This window comes from Ruegeria sp. AL1 (assembly GCF_056540905.1).
Genome location: NZ_JBQFXP010000005.1, coordinates 92293 through 107632 on the forward strand (window position 1 = coordinate 92293; position 15340 = coordinate 107632).

16 protein-coding genes are annotated in these 15340 nt (G+C 59.9%); 11 read left to right on the forward strand and 5 right to left on the reverse strand.

Annotated elements, in window-relative coordinates; translation table 11 throughout:
• Window positions 1-4 precede the first annotated feature (4 nt).
• Window positions 5-3406 carry an efflux RND transporter permease subunit gene (locus ACRZ9X_RS09590; protein WP_480518181.1) on the forward strand — a complete coding sequence of 1134 codons (3402 nt, stop codon included), beginning with the start codon at window positions 5-7 and terminating at the stop codon, window positions 3404-3406.
• On the opposite strand, the gene ACRZ9X_RS09595 is transcribed toward ACRZ9X_RS09590, so the two are convergent.
• On the reverse strand, window positions 3397-3822 hold the full coding sequence (locus ACRZ9X_RS09595) for an NUDIX hydrolase (RefSeq protein WP_480518183.1): 426 nt from the start codon (window positions 3820-3822) through the stop codon (window positions 3397-3399). The two genes, ACRZ9X_RS09590 and ACRZ9X_RS09595, sit on opposite strands and share 10 nt — an antisense overlap.
• A 4-nt stretch (window positions 3823-3826) precedes the next feature.
• On the reverse strand, window positions 3827-4639 hold the full coding sequence (locus ACRZ9X_RS09600; RefSeq protein ID WP_480518185.1) for a protein-disulfide reductase DsbD domain-containing protein: 813 nt from the start codon (window positions 4637-4639) through the stop codon (window positions 3827-3829).
• 148 nt (window positions 4640-4787) lie between these two features.
• On the opposite strand from ACRZ9X_RS09600, the gene ACRZ9X_RS09605 reads away from it, so the two are divergent.
• Window positions 4788-5342 carry a YqgE/AlgH family protein gene (locus ACRZ9X_RS09605; RefSeq protein WP_480518187.1) on the forward strand — a complete coding sequence of 185 codons (555 nt, stop codon included), beginning with the start codon at window positions 4788-4790 and terminating at the stop codon, window positions 5340-5342.
• Here ACRZ9X_RS09605 and ACRZ9X_RS09610 read toward each other — a convergent pair whose 3' ends face one another.
• Window positions 5343-6293: an L-threonylcarbamoyladenylate synthase gene (locus ACRZ9X_RS09610; RefSeq protein WP_480518189.1), complete on the reverse strand. Its 951-nt coding sequence runs from the start codon at window positions 6291-6293 to the stop codon at window positions 5343-5345.
• 137 nt (window positions 6294-6430) lie between these two features.
• Between ACRZ9X_RS09610 and ACRZ9X_RS09615 the strand changes: the two genes are divergently transcribed.
• The 7 genes from ACRZ9X_RS09615 (at window position 6431) to ACRZ9X_RS09645 (ending at window position 12938) form a co-directional block, all read left to right on the forward strand.
• Window positions 6431-8134, forward strand: a complete 1704-nt coding sequence (locus tag ACRZ9X_RS09615; protein ID WP_480518191.1) for an acyl-CoA dehydrogenase family protein — start codon at window positions 6431-6433, stop codon at window positions 8132-8134.
• Complete coding sequence (locus ACRZ9X_RS09620; protein ID WP_480518635.1) at window positions 8134-9180, forward strand: MBL fold metallo-hydrolase; 1047 nt, start codon at window positions 8134-8136, stop codon at window positions 9178-9180. The genes ACRZ9X_RS09615 and ACRZ9X_RS09620 overlap by 1 nt, the downstream gene beginning before the upstream one ends.
• A gap of 4 nt (window positions 9181-9184) precedes the next feature.
• Complete coding sequence (locus tag ACRZ9X_RS09625; protein ID WP_480518193.1) at window positions 9185-9634, forward strand: DUF6173 family protein; 450 nt, start codon at window positions 9185-9187, stop codon at window positions 9632-9634.
• A gap of 64 nt (window positions 9635-9698) precedes the next feature.
• The gene (locus tag ACRZ9X_RS09630; RefSeq protein WP_480518195.1) at window positions 9699-11537 is read left to right on the forward strand and encodes a glycerophosphodiester phosphodiesterase family protein; all 1839 of its coding nucleotides are present in this window, start codon (window positions 9699-9701) and stop codon (window positions 11535-11537) included.
• Window positions 11524-12084 carry a hypothetical protein gene (locus ACRZ9X_RS09635; RefSeq protein ID WP_480518197.1) on the forward strand — a complete coding sequence of 187 codons (561 nt, stop codon included), beginning with the start codon at window positions 11524-11526 and terminating at the stop codon, window positions 12082-12084. The genes ACRZ9X_RS09630 and ACRZ9X_RS09635 overlap by 14 nt, the downstream gene beginning before the upstream one ends.
• Before the next feature lie 68 nt (window positions 12085-12152).
• Window positions 12153-12287 carry an aa3-type cytochrome c oxidase subunit IV gene (locus tag ACRZ9X_RS09640; protein WP_480518199.1) on the forward strand — a complete coding sequence of 45 codons (135 nt, stop codon included), beginning with the start codon at window positions 12153-12155 and terminating at the stop codon, window positions 12285-12287.
• Window positions 12288-12305: 18 nt separating this feature from the next.
• On the forward strand, window positions 12306-12938 hold the full coding sequence (locus ACRZ9X_RS09645) for a hypothetical protein (RefSeq protein ID WP_480518201.1): 633 nt from the start codon (window positions 12306-12308) through the stop codon (window positions 12936-12938).
• Here ACRZ9X_RS09645 and ACRZ9X_RS09650 read toward each other — a convergent pair.
• Both ACRZ9X_RS09650 and ACRZ9X_RS09655 read right to left on the reverse strand, forming a co-directional pair.
• Window positions 12927-13259, reverse strand: a complete 333-nt coding sequence (locus ACRZ9X_RS09650) for an AzlD domain-containing protein (protein ID WP_480518203.1) — start codon at window positions 13257-13259, stop codon at window positions 12927-12929. The two genes, ACRZ9X_RS09645 and ACRZ9X_RS09650, sit on opposite strands and share 12 nt — an antisense overlap.
• Window positions 13256-13966 carry an AzlC family ABC transporter permease gene (locus ACRZ9X_RS09655; protein WP_480518204.1) on the reverse strand — a complete coding sequence of 237 codons (711 nt, stop codon included), beginning with the start codon at window positions 13964-13966 and terminating at the stop codon, window positions 13256-13258. The genes ACRZ9X_RS09650 and ACRZ9X_RS09655 overlap by 4 nt, the downstream gene beginning before the upstream one ends.
• On the opposite strand from ACRZ9X_RS09655, the gene fdhD reads away from it, so the two are divergent.
• Both fdhD and ACRZ9X_RS09665 read left to right on the forward strand, forming a co-directional pair.
• On the forward strand, window positions 13965-14906 hold the full coding sequence (gene fdhD, locus ACRZ9X_RS09660; RefSeq protein WP_480518206.1) for a formate dehydrogenase accessory sulfurtransferase FdhD: 942 nt from the start codon (window positions 13965-13967) through the stop codon (window positions 14904-14906). The two genes, ACRZ9X_RS09655 and fdhD, sit on opposite strands and share 2 nt — an antisense overlap.
• The gene (locus ACRZ9X_RS09665; protein ID WP_480518208.1) at window positions 14903-15340 is read left to right on the forward strand and encodes a hypothetical protein; all 438 of its coding nucleotides are present in this window, start codon (window positions 14903-14905) and stop codon (window positions 15338-15340) included. Before fdhD ends, ACRZ9X_RS09665 begins: the two co-directional genes overlap by 4 nt.

Consider the following 15340-nt stretch of genomic DNA (forward strand, 5'->3'; position numbering starts at 1 on the left):
CGCCATGATGCGCGAGATCCCTGGGGCGGCAAGCGGTATCCTCAGCTATTTCACCCGGCATCGCACGGTCGCGAACCTCCTGCTTCTGGTCATGCTGGTTCTGGGTGCGGCCGCAATCCCGAACATGCGCGCGCAGTTCTTCCCCGATGTCATCCTCGAACGCGTGGACGTGACCGTTACCTGGGACGGGGCCGGGCCGGAGGACATGGATAACGGCATCGTTCAGGTGCTGGAGCCGGTATTGCTGGCCGTCGAAGGTGTCACCAGCACCGAGGCGAACTCTCATCCCGGCTGGACCCGCGTGCGTATGGAATTCGAGCCCAATTGGGACATGGGACGGGCCGTCGAGGATATCCGGACCGCCGTTGACGGTGTAACCGATTTGCCCGAAGACGCCGACGAGCCGCGTATCCGGCGCGGGGCCTGGCGGGATCGGGTTACGGATGTGGTGATCACAGGCCCTACGGATCCCGAACAAATTGCACGTTTCACTGACGAATTCATCAATCGACTATTTGCCGAAGGCGTCACGCGCACGACGATCCGGGGATTGGCCGCCCCACGTGTCGTGGTTGAAGTGCCAACCGCGCAACTGATCGCCAACGATATCTCGATGTCAGACATAGCTACGGCCATTTCTGCCGAGGTTACCACCAACCCCGCAGGCGAGGTTTCCGGCGCCGGAGCCCGCATTCGGACCGGTGTCGAAAAGCGCAGCCCCGAGCAGATTGAGGGTATCGCGCTGCGAACCTTTGCGGACGGCTCGAAACTGGTTGTGGGCGATGTCGCGGAAATCCGGCTGGAGGGCGTGACCCGTGACCGGAGTTATTTTGTCGATGAGCATCCGGCCATGTCGATCCGGGTTGATCGCTCCAACCTGGGTGATGCGATTGCCATTCAGCGCACAGTCGAGAACGTGGCGCGCGAGGTGCAGGCCAGTCTTCCGTCGGGTGTTCAGATCGACCTGATCCGCACGCGGGCGCAGGCCATTACCGACCGTCTGGATATTCTGATCGACAATGGTCTGCTGGGTCTGGGTCTTGTTGTCTGTCTGTTGTTTCTGTTCCTGAATGCCCGCATTGCCTTTTGGGTCGCGGCGGGTATCCCGGTGGCCATGTCGGCAGCAATTGCGCTGATGTATCTGGGCGGGTTGTCCATCAATATGGTCTCGCTCTTTGGCCTGATCATCACCTTGGGCATCGTCGTGGATGATGCTATCGTTGTGGGAGAGCACGCCGACTATCGCGCCCGCCGTCTGGGCGAGGCGCCGATGATTGCAGCCGAGCGTGCTGCGCGGCGCATGGCAATGCCCGTTTTTGCCGCGACGATCACCACGGTCATCGCGTTCTTTGGTCTGACCGCCATCGGCGGGCGGTTTGGTGAGTTGATCCGCGATATCCCCTTTACCGTCATCGCGGTTTTGATCGCGTCGCTGATCGAGTGTTTTCTGATCCTGCCCAATCATATGGCCCACGCCATTGCGCATTCGGCCAAGGAGCATTGGTATGACTGGCCCAATCGGGTTGTGAACAAGGGCTTTCGCTGGGTGCGGGATCATCTGTTCCGCCCGCTGGTGGGGTGGGTCGTCCGAGCGCGGTACGTCGTGGTTGCGGCGATGTGCGTGCTGCTGGCCAGCCAGATCGCCCTGTTCATTCGTGGCGATGTCAACTGGCGGTTCTTCAACGCGCCGGAACGCGGCTCTGTGACGGGCAATTTTGTTATGATCGAAGGGGCGACCCGCGCGGACACGATCGAGATGATGCGCATCCTGCAGAAAGCGACCGATGAGCTGGGTGAGATCTATGAAGAACGCCACGGTCGCAACCCGATTGACTACGTGCTGGCGGAAGTTGGCGGCAATGCCGGTTTTGGTCTTGCTGCCGCCGAAGGCAAAGACGGTGCTCTGTTGGGCGGGATTTCCATCGAACTGATCGACGCCGACCTGCGTCCTTATTCCAGTTTCGAATTTGTCGGCGAGTTGCAGAGCTTCGTGCCGCGCCATCCCAAGGTCGAAGTGCTCAGCTTCCGTGGCTGGCGCTCGGGCCCGGGTGGCGATGCCATTGATGTGCAGTTTACCGGCGCGGACGTGAATACTTTGAAAGCGGCGTCCGAGGATTTGAAGGCTGAGCTGTCGAAATACCCGGAAGTCACGGCGTTGGAGGACAGTCTCGCCTATGACAAGGAAGAGTTCAGTCTGGACCTGACCGCGCAGGGTCAGGCGCTGGGCTTTCGCATCGAAACGCTTGGCCGGGTGTTGCGCGACCGGTTGAGCGGGATCGAGGCCGCGACTTATCCTGTTGGTCCCCGAAGCGCCGAAATTCGTGTCGAACTGCCCGAAGATGAACTGACAGCCGATTTTCTGGAACGTACGCTGATGCGGTCTCCGGACGGGGTCTATGTTCCGCTGGCCGATATCGTGTCGGTCGAGCGGGAGGCCGGGTTCGCGGTCGTGCGGCGCGAGAACGGGTCCCGCGTCGTGTCGGTCAACGGAGACATATCCGAAGATGATCCCGCAAAGGCGGCCGAGATCGAGCGGGCGATGCGGGATGAAATCCTGCCCAACATCGCGGCAGAGCGGCAGGTCGAATGGGTCATGTCGGGGCTCAGCGAACAGGAAGACGAATTCCTAACCGAGGCCCGCACCGGTCTGATTCTATGCCTGACCGGTATTTATCTTGTGTTGGCCTGGGTCTTTGCCAGCTGGACGCGCCCGCTGGTGGTCATGGCCATTATACCGTTTGGCTTGGTCGGGGCCATTTGGGGCCACCACATCTGGGATGTCCCGCTGAGTATGTTCACGGTGGTTGGTCTGTTGGGGATGACCGGCATCATTATCAACGACTCGATTGTTCTGGTGACCACGATAGATGATTACCGACGCGACCGCGGGCTTGTTCCGTCGATCATCGAAGGCACAGCCGACAGGTTGCGCCCGGTGATGCTGACAACTCTGACCACAGTGTTGGGTCTGACGCCGCTGCTTTATGAAGGATCACAGCAGGCGCAATTCCTGAAACCAACGGTGATTACGCTGGTTTACGGGCTGGGCTTTGGTATGGCGCTGATCCTGATGCTGGTGCCGGCGCTTTTGGCAATCCTTAATGACGTGGCCCGTCCCATGATCTCGATGCGCCGCGCGTTTCGCGCCCCGGATCGGGTCGTGCGCAATGCAGTGCGGGGAACAGCCCTGGCGCTGGCGGCATGGCTGGGTGTCAGTATGATCTGGCCCGCACTGACCGGCGCGCCGTTGCCGGCGCTTGCGGGTTTCTATCCCGGGGCGGATGGGATGAGCATCCTGCATATGGGATTTGGTGTATTCGCTGCCGGGGCTGTGCTGATCTTTGTGACCGGTGTCTTGGTGTCCGGGCTCTTGTACGCCCGCCTTGCAGGGCGCGCTCAGGCCTGATCAGAGCGAATGGCCGTGTCCAGCAGTTCCGGTACGCGGTCGCTCATCGGCAGGGTGCGTTGACGGACCTGGTCGGTCGGAAACCAGCGGGCATCGCGCGCGTCATCCGCCGCTTTCGGGGTGCCTGAAACATAGCGGCAGGCCACGCCCACCAACAGATAATGCGTGTGCACCTGCCCGTGCGCGTCCCGGTGTATCAGGTCCAGATTGTCCAGATAATGCGAGGGGGTGGCGATCACGCCCGTCTCTTCGCGCAATTCGCGCGCCGCGGCCTGCATCACGGTCTCGCCAAATTCCACGTGACCGCCCGGAAAGCCCCAAAGCCCGGCGTCAGGCTTTTTGCCGCGCTGGACCAGCAACACATGGTCCTGACGCAAGACAACAGCCAGCGCCCCGAGTTTCGGGAAACGGGTCACTGTATCAGCCAGCGCTACATCCCTGAATGTCCACTGCGTGATTGTCGCCCAGAACCGTGATCCGCACCTCGGACCGATCAAGCGCAAAGGCACCGCCCGAGGCGCTGATCACCTCGGCGCTGGTGACCAGAGTATTGCCCTGCCGCCGGGTTTCCGGTTGCGAGGCCCAAAGCGTCGGGTTTCCGGGCTCGATGACCGTGATTTCGGTGCCACCGGCAGATGGCATGTCGATATGCGCCTCGATCCGCATGCCGTCCGATGTCGGCTGCAAAACGCAGCTGGCTCCGGCGACACCGGCCTCGCGCGCGGAAAACGGACGTTGCGCCAATGCCGCGGCAATGGCCGGGTTGCGGCCCGCGTCAGCGTTCAGCGTGTGGTCGAAATTCAGACGGCCTGGAACGCACACGTCCTTGCAGACCCCCAGATCCATTTCGCCGCGCAAACGCACGGGCTTGGACGGGTTGGCCGGTGTGATCCTTACGGGCAGCACCAGTTGATCTTCGTATCCGATTGACCGCAGCCCATTCTGATCAAATACATCGGGCGCGGGCCATGTGATGTCAACAGCACCCACGTTACCTGAATGGCTCCAGTCGAAATTCGGCGGGATACCCGCGTCGCCCGGCGCGCGCCAGTATGTTTTCCACCCATCCTGCAGGGTCAGGCGCAACGCACCCTGATAGGTGCCGTCAGCGGCTTTCCCGCCATCCAGCACTTCGAGTTGCACAAGCTGACCGACCCCTTGCGCAAAAGAGGGGCTGGCCAGCATCAGGCTGGCAGTCAGGGCGGCTGCGGCGGGTTTCCAGAGCATCATCATATGTCCAAAATGCGCATTGCGGTCATGAATGCCAAGTCACGTTCCGGTCACCGTGATGAAATACACTGAAATCCCCTTTGATCCCTTGCCATTCCCCACCTCGCGGGGGCATTGTTGAGAGGGTTTATTTCCGAAAGATGTCTGTCTCATGGACCTTACCGGCAAATTGTTGATCGCGATGCCTGGCATGGGCGATCCGCGATTCGAGCATTCGGTGGTGTATATCTGCAGCCATGGCGACGATGGCGCGATGGGTCTGATCATCAACAAACCGTCAGACCTGCGGTTCAAGACGTTGCTGGAACAGCTGAACATCGCGTGCCGTGTGCCTGCGGTAGGCGAACGTCTGGTGCATTTCGGCGGTCCGGTTGAAATGTCGCGCGGCTTTGTCCTGCACAGCGCGGATTACGAGGCGAATTTGCACTCGATGCAGATATCCCAGGATTTCAGCATGACGGCCACGCTGGACGTGCTCGAGGATCTGTCCTCGGGGCGGGGCCCGCTCAACGCGATGCTGACGCTGGGCTATTCCGGTTGGGGGCCGGATCAGCTTGAGGATGAAATCGCCATGAATGGCTGGCTGACCACCGATGCTACCTCCAAACTGGTTTTCGACGTGCCCGATGACGAGAAATGGGAGGCAGCGCTGGCCACGCTTGGCGTTGATCCACTGAGCCTTTCGGCCAGTGCGGGGCGCGCCTGATCAGCTGTCACGCGGCGCGGCGGCCCGGCGCAGCCTGTCGTTTATCGCAACGCCCAATCCGACATTTGGGACCGGCGACACCGCAATGGGACGCCCGGTATCGTTCAAACGATGAAGGGCGGCAAACAGGTTTGCGGCGGCTTCGATCAGGTCACCGGATTGGGACAGGTTGACTGCGCAATCTACCGGGCCGAAACCCAGCATGACCTCATCTCCGGTTCGGTCGGTGGCGTTCAGGCGCACAGGGGCATCAGGGGCATAATGCGATTGCAACTGGCCGGGTGCTGTCAGCATATCGCCCGCTTGATGATGATGAAGTTGGGCGCCCAAGACGTTTTCGATCTGATCCAGAGACACACCTCCGGGGCGCAGCAAAGAGGGCTCACCCGCCAATCCGACAATTGTCGATTCCAGCCCGACGCCACAGGGGCCATCATCCAGAATGGCGGCGATCCGACCGTCCAATCCGGCGCGGACATGGTCTGCGGTGGTGGGGCTGATCTGGCCAGAGGGATTTGCCGAAGGCGCAGCGACGGGCCCGTCAAAGGCAGCCAGCAAGGCGCGCGCGGTGGGATGGGCGGGCACACGAACCGCCAGCGTATCAAGCCCGGCGGTTACCAGCGACGAAACCTCATGCCCGGGGCGCAACGGCAGGACCAGTGTCAGGGGGCCGGGCCAGAAGGCCTGAGCCAGCGCATCGGCCTGATCCGACCATTCCACAAACCGCTGCGCCGCGCGGGTCGATGCAACATGCGCGATCAACGGGTTGAAACTTGGGCGCCCCTTGGCCGCATAGATGCTGGCCACGGCCTCACCATTACGGGCATCACCGCCCAATCCGTAAACCGTCTCGGTCGGAAAGGCGACCAGCAGACCCTGCCGCAGCAAATCCGCCGCCTGCGCGATGCCGCCGGGATCAGCGGACAATTCTTGCGTGCGGTAGGGGATCATGGGGCGTGACGCCGCGTTTTGATTGCGTGTACCATTCGGAAGGCTACTTAATCGTTCAGACCCAGATGCATAAAGGTGGGCGCAGAAGAATCCAACCCTGCCCGCGCCCGCTGACCAAGACAGCCTTAAGGAAAATCATGCCCTATCGCGCGCCTATTACCGATTATGAATTTCTGTTCCGCCACGCCGTCGACTTTGACCGGATCGCCGCCACGGAAAAATTCTCGGAGGCAAGCGCGGATGTGGTCAGCGCGATCCTGACCGAAGCGGGCAAGATGTGCGAAGAGGTGATGGCCCCGCTACAGCGTCCCGGCGATCTTGAACCCGCGCGGCTTGAAAATGGCGTTCTCAGGACCTCTCCGGGATATGCCGAAGGTTGGAAAGCGATTGCCGAAGGCGGTTGGATCGCGATGAGCGGTGATCCCGAATATGGTGGCATGGGTCTGCCGATGACCCTGACCACGGCCGTCAATGAGATGATGAGCGCCGCCTGCCTGTCCCTGCAACTGGCCCCGCTGATGTCTCAGGGTCAGATCGAAGCGCTGGAGCATCATGCAAGCGATGAGCTGAAAGCGCTTTATCTGCCCAAGATGATGGCGGGTGAATGGTCGGGCACGATGAACCTGACTGAACCACAGGCCGGGTCGGATGTGGGTGCTTTGACGTCAAAAGCAGAACCAAACGGTGATGGCACCTATGCTGTTTCCGGCCAGAAGATCTATATTTCCTGGGGCGATAACGATTTTACCGAAAATGTCTGCCATCTGGTTCTGGCCCGGCTGCCCGATGGCGTGCCCGGCACCAAGGGTATTTCGCTGTTTCTGGTGCCCAAATACCTGCCGGATGAACATGGCAACCCCGGTGTGGCCAATGATCTGAAAGTGGTTTCGCTTGAACACAAGATGGGCCTGCACGGATCGCCGACCTGCGTCATGCAGTACGATGGCGCCAGGGGCTGGCTTGTCGGGGAAGAACACGGCGGTATGGCGGCGATGTTCACCATGATGAACAATGCACGTCTTGGCGTGGGCGGGCAGGGCGTCGGGGCCGCCGAAGGGGCCTATCAGCACGCGCTTGCCTATGCGCTGGAGCGCAAGCAGGGCAAGACGCCCTCGGGCACCATCATCGATCATGCCGATGTGCGACGGATGCTGATGGGAATGCGCGCTGACACCTTTGCGGCACGCGCCATCATGCTGGCCAATGCGGCGGCGATCGACATGGCTGATGCGACGGGTGATCCTGAATGGGTGGCGCGTGCGGCGCTTCTGACGCCGATTGGGAAGGTCTTTGGTACGCAAACCGGAATGCGCGTCTCGGAAGAGGGCGTTCAGGTCCATGGCGGCATGGGCTTTATCGAGGAAACCGGTGCTGCGCAGTATTATCGCGATGTGCGTGTGACGGCGATTTATGAAGGCACCAATGGCATTCAAGCCATGGATCTGGTGGCGCGCAAGATGATGGATGGGGGTGAGGCGGCCTCGAATCTTTTGGATGAAATCGAGGATCACGCCGAGCAGGCCCGGGCAACCATGCCGGAACTGGCCGGTCCCGTGTGGGAAGCAACCGAGAGCCTGCGCGAGGTCACGGAATGGCTTGTGTCGCAATCTGACATGAACACGCGTTTCGCGGGAGCATTGCCATATCTGAAAGCCTTCGCCCGGGTTCTGGGGGCGCACTATCACCTCAAAGCGGCGCTGGTCGAACCCGAGGGTGCCCGATTCAAGCTGGCGCGGTACTACATCAACGCATTGCTGCCGGAATATTCCGGCTTGCTGGTTCAGGCGCAGAACGGGGCCGAGGATATTTATGCCCTCAGCCCTGATGAGCTTGTCGCGTGATGGATGGCGACGCATCTCTGACGATCCGTTACCCGTGGCCGGAACCTCCGGCACCGGGCGAGGCGATCGAAATCGCCGACGGCGTACTGTGGATGCGCCTGCCGCTGCCCATGGCGCTGGATCATGTCAATGTCTATGCGCTGGATGATGGCGACGGCTGGACGGTAATAGACACCGGATTTTCATCGAAAAAGACTCGTGCGATCTGGGAAACGCTGATGGCGGGGCCCTTGGCGGGCAAACCTGTGTCACGCGTTGTGGTTACTCACCACCACCCCGATCATGTTGGCAATGCAGGTTGGTTTCAGTCGGAACACGGGGCCGAGCTGATCACAACCCGGACTGCCTGGCTGTTTGCACGCATGCTGACGCTGGATGTGCAGGACACCTGGCCGCAGGAAACGCTGGGTTATTACCGTAGCGCCGGGATGGCCCCCGAAGTCCTGGCCAAGCGCCAGTCCGAGCGGCCTTTCAATTTTGCCGACATGGTCTATCCGATGCCGTTGGGCTTTACCCGGATCAAACAAGGCAGCGTGCTCCGTATGGGCGGGCGCGATTGGGATGTGCATATCGGCAATGGTCACGCGCCCGAACACGCGACCTTCTGGAGCCGCGATGATCATCTGGTGCTGACCGGCGACCAGATTCTAAGTTCGATCAGTCCCAATCTTGGCGTCTATGTCACCGAACCCATGGCAGATCCGGTTGCGGAATGGCTGGAAGCCTGTGAACGCCTGAAAGGGCTGGCTCGGCCAGAGCATCTGGCGCTGGGCGGACACAAGCTGCCCTTCACCGGCCTGCCTCTGCGTATGAAGCAGTTGATCGAGAATCATCACGGTGCGCTGGATCGTCTGCGCGACTTTCTGGATGTCCCGAAGACCGCAGCAGGCTGCTTTGCCCCTTTGTTCAAACGCCAGATCGGCGAGGGCGAATATGGCCTGGCGCTGGTCGAGGCGGTTGCACATCTGAACCACCTTTACCACATTGGTGTTGTCACCCGGACGCGGCGCGCGGACGGGGCGTGGGCGTTTCAACGCAAAGGGTAAAGCCATGGACAAGATCGAAACCTCGGCCGAAGCCGCTGAATCAGCAGCGCTGCCGCGATGCTATGAGGTTCACGCAAACCCCGAAACGCAATCCGGCAACAAAGAGCTGCCGGGCGCACTGCAACAGCCAGTCGAGTCCAAAAGCCCGGCACAATGGGCTTATGAACGTTTGATCCTCTACATCCAGAACTTTGAAAAAACACTGGATGGTGATCAAGAGGTTGCCATGGGCTTCACCGGCGGTGATGCCGGTGTGATGCGGATCGAAGGGATGGGCTATTTCGATCCGGATGTAATCACCTTCTTCGGATCGGATGCGACGGGTGCGCGGACACAGCTGGTTCAGCATGTCAGCCAGCTGAACGTGATGTTGCGGGCATTGCCCAAAACGGTCGAGGATAAACCAGCCAACCGCATCGGGTTCCGATTGGCGGCTGATCTGGAAGAAAGCTGATGACCTGACTTGCAATTCCGAATTTCACGGCCTTGAATGAATTGATCATTCAAGGGGGCACGATGTGACCGTTTTTTCTGCCGTTACAACCGCATACCGGGGCGCTTGGACCCGTCGCCGCGTTTTTGTGCCCATCTACGTTGCCGTTCGGTTCCTGCTGATTGCGCTGATCGCGCCCGGTGTGGCGATCACCGTGAACCTCGCCGTGTCATTGTCCGATCAGACTGCTTTGACGGATCAGGACATCGCAGCCTTCATCCTGTCGCCTGTCGGGTTCATCGCCGCAATAACGACCCTCAGTATTTTCCTCCTGGCCGAAGTCTTTGTGTTTTCGGTCATGGCCGGATCTTTGCGTATGGGCGAGAGCGATCCCTGGCGCGCCGGAAGTGCGGCGATCGGCCTGATCTTATCTCGCTTGCCCGCTCTGTTCGGTTTTGCGGCGCGTTTTGTGCTGCGCGTTTTGCTCCTGATCCTGCCCTTCGCCGTCGTCAGCGCCGTGATCGCGTGGTGGACACTGACCGAGTATGACATCAACTATTACCTGACCTTCCACCCGCCGTCATTCTGGGTTGCTGTCGCGCTGATCGGTGCGGTGCTTCTGGTGATGGCCTGGGTGCTGATCCGGCAATTGTCGGCCTGGGCGTTGTCGCTGCATCTGGTGCTGTTTGAAACCGTCCACCCCGCGCATGCGTTCAGCATCAGCGCGCAACGGATGGAGGGCAAACGCGGGCGCCTCAAGATCCAGCTGGGGCTTTGGCTGGCCATGCGGCTCGCGATTGCCACGTTGCTCGCCGCGGCTGCAGGGCTTTTGTTCGATCTGGTTCCGTTGCAGGGGGCGACGCATCTGCGTCTGGCGTTGATCTACAGCCTGGGTGTGGCGGGGCTCTGGTCTTTGGGGGGGCTGGTTCTGGCAGCAGTCGCACTAGGCGCGCTGGCGGTATTGCTGGACGGTTTCTTCGATATTCAAACCGCAGAGCCTGCGCATCCCGAGCCCGGATCGCTGCGGATGCCTCTTTTCCTGACCGTAGGGGTTACGGCTGTTGCCGTACTGATCGGGCTCTGGGTTGGGCAGCACATGTTGCAGCGGGTGCAGGCGCCGGACCGGGCCGAAGTGATCGGCCATCGTGGTGCTGCCGCATTGCGGCCGGAAAACACCATGGCTGCGATCCTGAAAGCGATGGAAGATGGCGCAGATTGGGTTGAAATCGATGTGCAGGAGTCAGCGGATGACGTAGTGATCGTGGCCCATGATAGTGATTTCATGAAGCTGGCAGGTGTGCCGCTGAAAGTTTGGGACGCCACCATGGCGGATGTGGCCGAGATCGATATCGGCAGCTGGTTCGATCCGGAATATGCCGATCAGCGTACGCCCACACTGCGTGAGGTTTTGGCGGCGGCCAAGGGACGTTCCAAGGTTATCATCGAGCTGAAATATTATGGCCATGACATCGATCTGGAAAACCGCGTCGCCGAGCTGGTCGAAGAGTTTGAAATGCAGGACGACATCGCGACGATGTCGCTGAAATACCCGGCGGTGCAGAAGATGAAAAAGCTGCGCCCGGAATGGCGGGCAGGTGTTTTGGCGGCGACGGCAGTTGGGGATTTGTCGGGGTTGGAAGGCGATTTTGTGGCCGTCAACGCTGCGATGGCGTCACCGGGGTTGGTGCGCTCAATTCAGGCGGCGGGCAAGGATATCTATGTCTGGACGGTGAATGACCCGCTGCAGATGTCCGCCATGGCGTCGATGGGCGTCGACGGGCTGATCACGGACCGCCCGGCAATGGCCAACGAAGTGCTGCGGGTCCGCGCTCAGATGGGGCCTGCGGAACGACTGTTGTTATGGCTGGCGACCCGGTTCGGCATGTCCATGGACCCTAAGGAAATGCGCGATGCGAGCCCTTAACCTGTCTCTTGCCATAGTTTGGCTTGCTGTGCCCGCCACCGCGCAAGAGGTTATGCGTGTGGTGGAACTGCCCGCACACCGGGCGCTTGTGGCGCAAAGCACAGGGGCCGCGCTTGCGCCGTTTGAAACCGACGGGTGTTCGGGCGGGTTGTCGTCCAGCTGGCGTCTGGTGGCGGAAACGTTCCCGAAGCTGGCGGATTTATATGAGGCGCATCCGCCTTGGGAATATTGCTGCGTGACCCACGACCAGGCCTATCACAATGCAGGTGGCGTGCATCAACCCGACGACAGTTTCGACGCCCGTCTGGCGGCGGACGATGCGCTGCGGTCTTGCGTTAAGGACCATGGCAAGACCCATGCCGACGAATACGCCGTGCGTTATGACATGACGCCCGAACAAATCCGGTCCGTCCATTCTATCACGGCCGAGGCGATGTATATGGCGGTTCGATTCGGTGGTGGCCCATGCAGCGGATTGCCCTGGCGATGGGGGTTCGGCTATCCGGGCTGTTCGGTCTTTGCTACGACGCCACCTGCGCGCGAATGACGTGGTGACAGGCCTGCGAATTTCGATTATCCAACATCTCAAACACGCGAATTGGGAATCTGTGACACATGGCTGAACACAAGCACGGCGAGATGGACATCACCGTTCAAACCAAAACCTTTGACGGGTTCGTCAAATTCACCACGTGGTGCGTGGTGGCGATCTTCTTCCTCTGCGTCTTCCTGGCGGTGTTCGCGTCTTAAAACGGACGAGGTTCACCCGTGTTCAGGATTGTCATTGCCTGCCTGCTGGCCGTATTGGTGGCGGGCTGCACCGGGTCACAGCGCCCTCAATCTGATCAGGCCGAGATCGTGGCCCGGTCCTATCGTGACCCGGGGCCATCGACCCTGACGCTGTACACGATGATCAACACCCGCACAGGATCGGGCGCGCACACTTCGCTGATGATCAGTGGCAGCGAACGGGTGATCTTTGACCCCGCAGGCTCATTCCGGGCGGATGTCGTGCCAATCCGGGATGATGTTCTGTATGGGATCACGCCAAATGTGGAACGCGCCTATCGCAGCAGCCACGCGCGCGAGACCCACTATGCCCGCATCCAGACCATCGAGGTGACGCCGCAGCAGGCCGAGATCGCGCTGCAGCTGGCCAAACAATCCGGCCCGGTGGCCAGTGCGTTCTGCGCAAATTCGACTGCCGGCATCCTGCGTCAGGTGCCGGGCTTTGAAGAGATTGACGTGACATTCTACCCGGTCAAGCTGTCCGATCAGTTTGGCCAGTTACCGGGTGTTGTCACGACTGAATACCGCGAGAATGACGATGCCGACCTTCAGAAGGGTCTGGCGGCCAACAATGCGCGTCTGAATCAGCTGGAAACGGTCTCAACCCAATAAGAACAGGAGCCCGTAAAGCGTCGCTGCCCCGGTGAGAATCGCGGCGATCACGTTTTTTGTTGTCACTCCGACCGCCAGCGCCACGGCAGCCGCGACCATCCGTGGGGCATCAGGTTGCCCGTCGGTGGCCGTCGGCCAGACGACCAGAGGCGCGATGAGGGCCGGGATGATAGCCACCGCCGTGTAACGCAAATGCCGCAGCAGCCACGGGGGCATCGGACGGTCACCGACCAGACCAATAAAGGTAAAGCGCAGGGCATAGCTGCCGAGCGCAAGCCCCGCGATGACGATCCACAAAGTGATGGGGTCGATCTGCGTCATGGTTTTCTGCGCTCCATCATCAACTCCGCCTGAGCCCCTGCGATCATACCTGCGGCTCCGGCGATCAGCAGGCCGAGATTGAACGGGACGGCCACGGTCAGCAGCGCGACGCTGATGGCGACAAAGGCCGCGACCACATGCGCGAGCGTCCGCATCATCGGGCCGATCATGGCCAGAAATGTGATCGGCAGTGCAAAATCCAGCGCCCAGCTTTCCGGGATCTGCGCACCCAGCACCGCGCCGATATAGGTGGCAAGCATCCATGTCGGCGTAAGCGGGGTGATTGCACCAAAGAAATAGGCCATCCGCTGCGGGACTGTCATCTTCCGTTCTTTTTCGAACTGAACGATCGAGCAGGCGTAAGATTGATCCACGATCAAATACGCGGCACAAGCCCTCTGCCACAGCGGCGCGGCCCCAAGGTAAGGTGTCAGCGAGGCGGAATACATCGCCACGCGCAAATTAACGGCCAACGCCGAAACCAGCACAATGGCGGTCGGCGTGTTATCCTGCAGCAATTGCAACGCGGTAAATTGCGCAGCACCCGCAAAGACCGTGGCGGAAAAGGCGATGGTCTGGGCTACATTCAGCCCGGCCTCGGTGGCGAAGACGCCGAACAGCAGACCAAAAGGAACAGCGACAACGACAAAAGGCGTCCCGTCGCGAAAACCCTTCCAGAAGTATGACTTGGATGTGGTGTCTGCCATGTCTAGATCCTATGGTGTTGCCCGCAGCAGTAGCGGTCTTGGGAAAGGGTTGCAATTGGCCACGGAACTGAACCTTTCGGACTACATCATCGCTCCTGATCCGGGCGCAGTGCGTTTGACCCGCGCAGTTGAGGGCGTCGACCAGAATGGAGAGGTCAGCCAGATCTCGGTGGTCGAAGAGCGTCCGCTGACGATTTTCCTCAATTCTCAGGAGATCGTGACCGCGATGACCATCGGCGATTATCCTGAATATCTGGCGCTGGGGTTCCTGCGCAATCAGGGGATGTTGCTGGCGGATGACCAGATCACGCGTGTCGATTATGACGATGATCTTGAAACTGTTGTCGTGCGTACCGAACGCGAAACTTCCTACGAAGACAAGCTCAAGAAAAAAACCCGCACCAGCGGCTGCGCCGTGGGCACGGTGTTTGGTGACATGATGGAGGGGCTTGAGAATGTGCGCCTGCCGCAGGTGCAGGTACGGACTTCGTGGCTCTATGACCTTGCGGCCAAGATCAACCGGACGCCGTCGCTGTACCTTGAGGCAGGGGCCATCCACGGCACGGTACTGTGCCGCAAAAACCGACCGCTGGTTTATATGGAGGACGTGGGCCGCCACAACGCAGTCGACAAGATCGCAGGCTGGATGCTGTCCGAGGGTGAAAGGGCAGAGGACAAAATCCTTTACACCACCGGGCGGTTGACATCCGAGATGGTGATCAAGACAGCCATGATGGGTATTCCGGTGCTGGCGTCGCGGTCGGGTTTCACCGCCTGGGGCGTCGAGATCGCGCGTGAGGTCGGTCTGACTCTAATTGGCCGAATGCGTGGTCAACGGTTTGTTTGCCTGTCCGGCGAGGACCGTCTGCTGCGCGATATTGACCCGGACAGTGTGGCGGTTGAGGACAAGAAACATCGACGTAAGAGTGCCAAACATTGATTGACCCGTGGTGGATCGTGATTGCTGCTTTTACGTGGATTGGTTCAGGTTTCTTTTGTTTGTTGGTATTTTGGAAGGTTTGGAATGGGCTCAGTCAGTATCTTCAGCTTATGTATGCCAAACACATAATCGAGCTTCGAAATTATGACTTTCCAGCAGAAAACCCCATGCCTGTTCCAATGGGAGTCTCAAAGAGCTGCAGGCGTTCAAGACTATTTTTTCGCCTTCTGATCTGGGGAGCACCTCCAATTCCTGAAACGCCGAAAGACGCTTCTTCGGCAATCAGGTCAGCCCGTCTGTGGTGGTTTCTAAGCATGATCTTTGTTGGGCTGGGTATTGTTGGATTGAGTTTTTTAGCCGTCGAATTTCTTTATCTGTCCATTATCAGCGTCATGCTCTATCTGATAATTTTAAGACCCGTCCCATGGAGATGA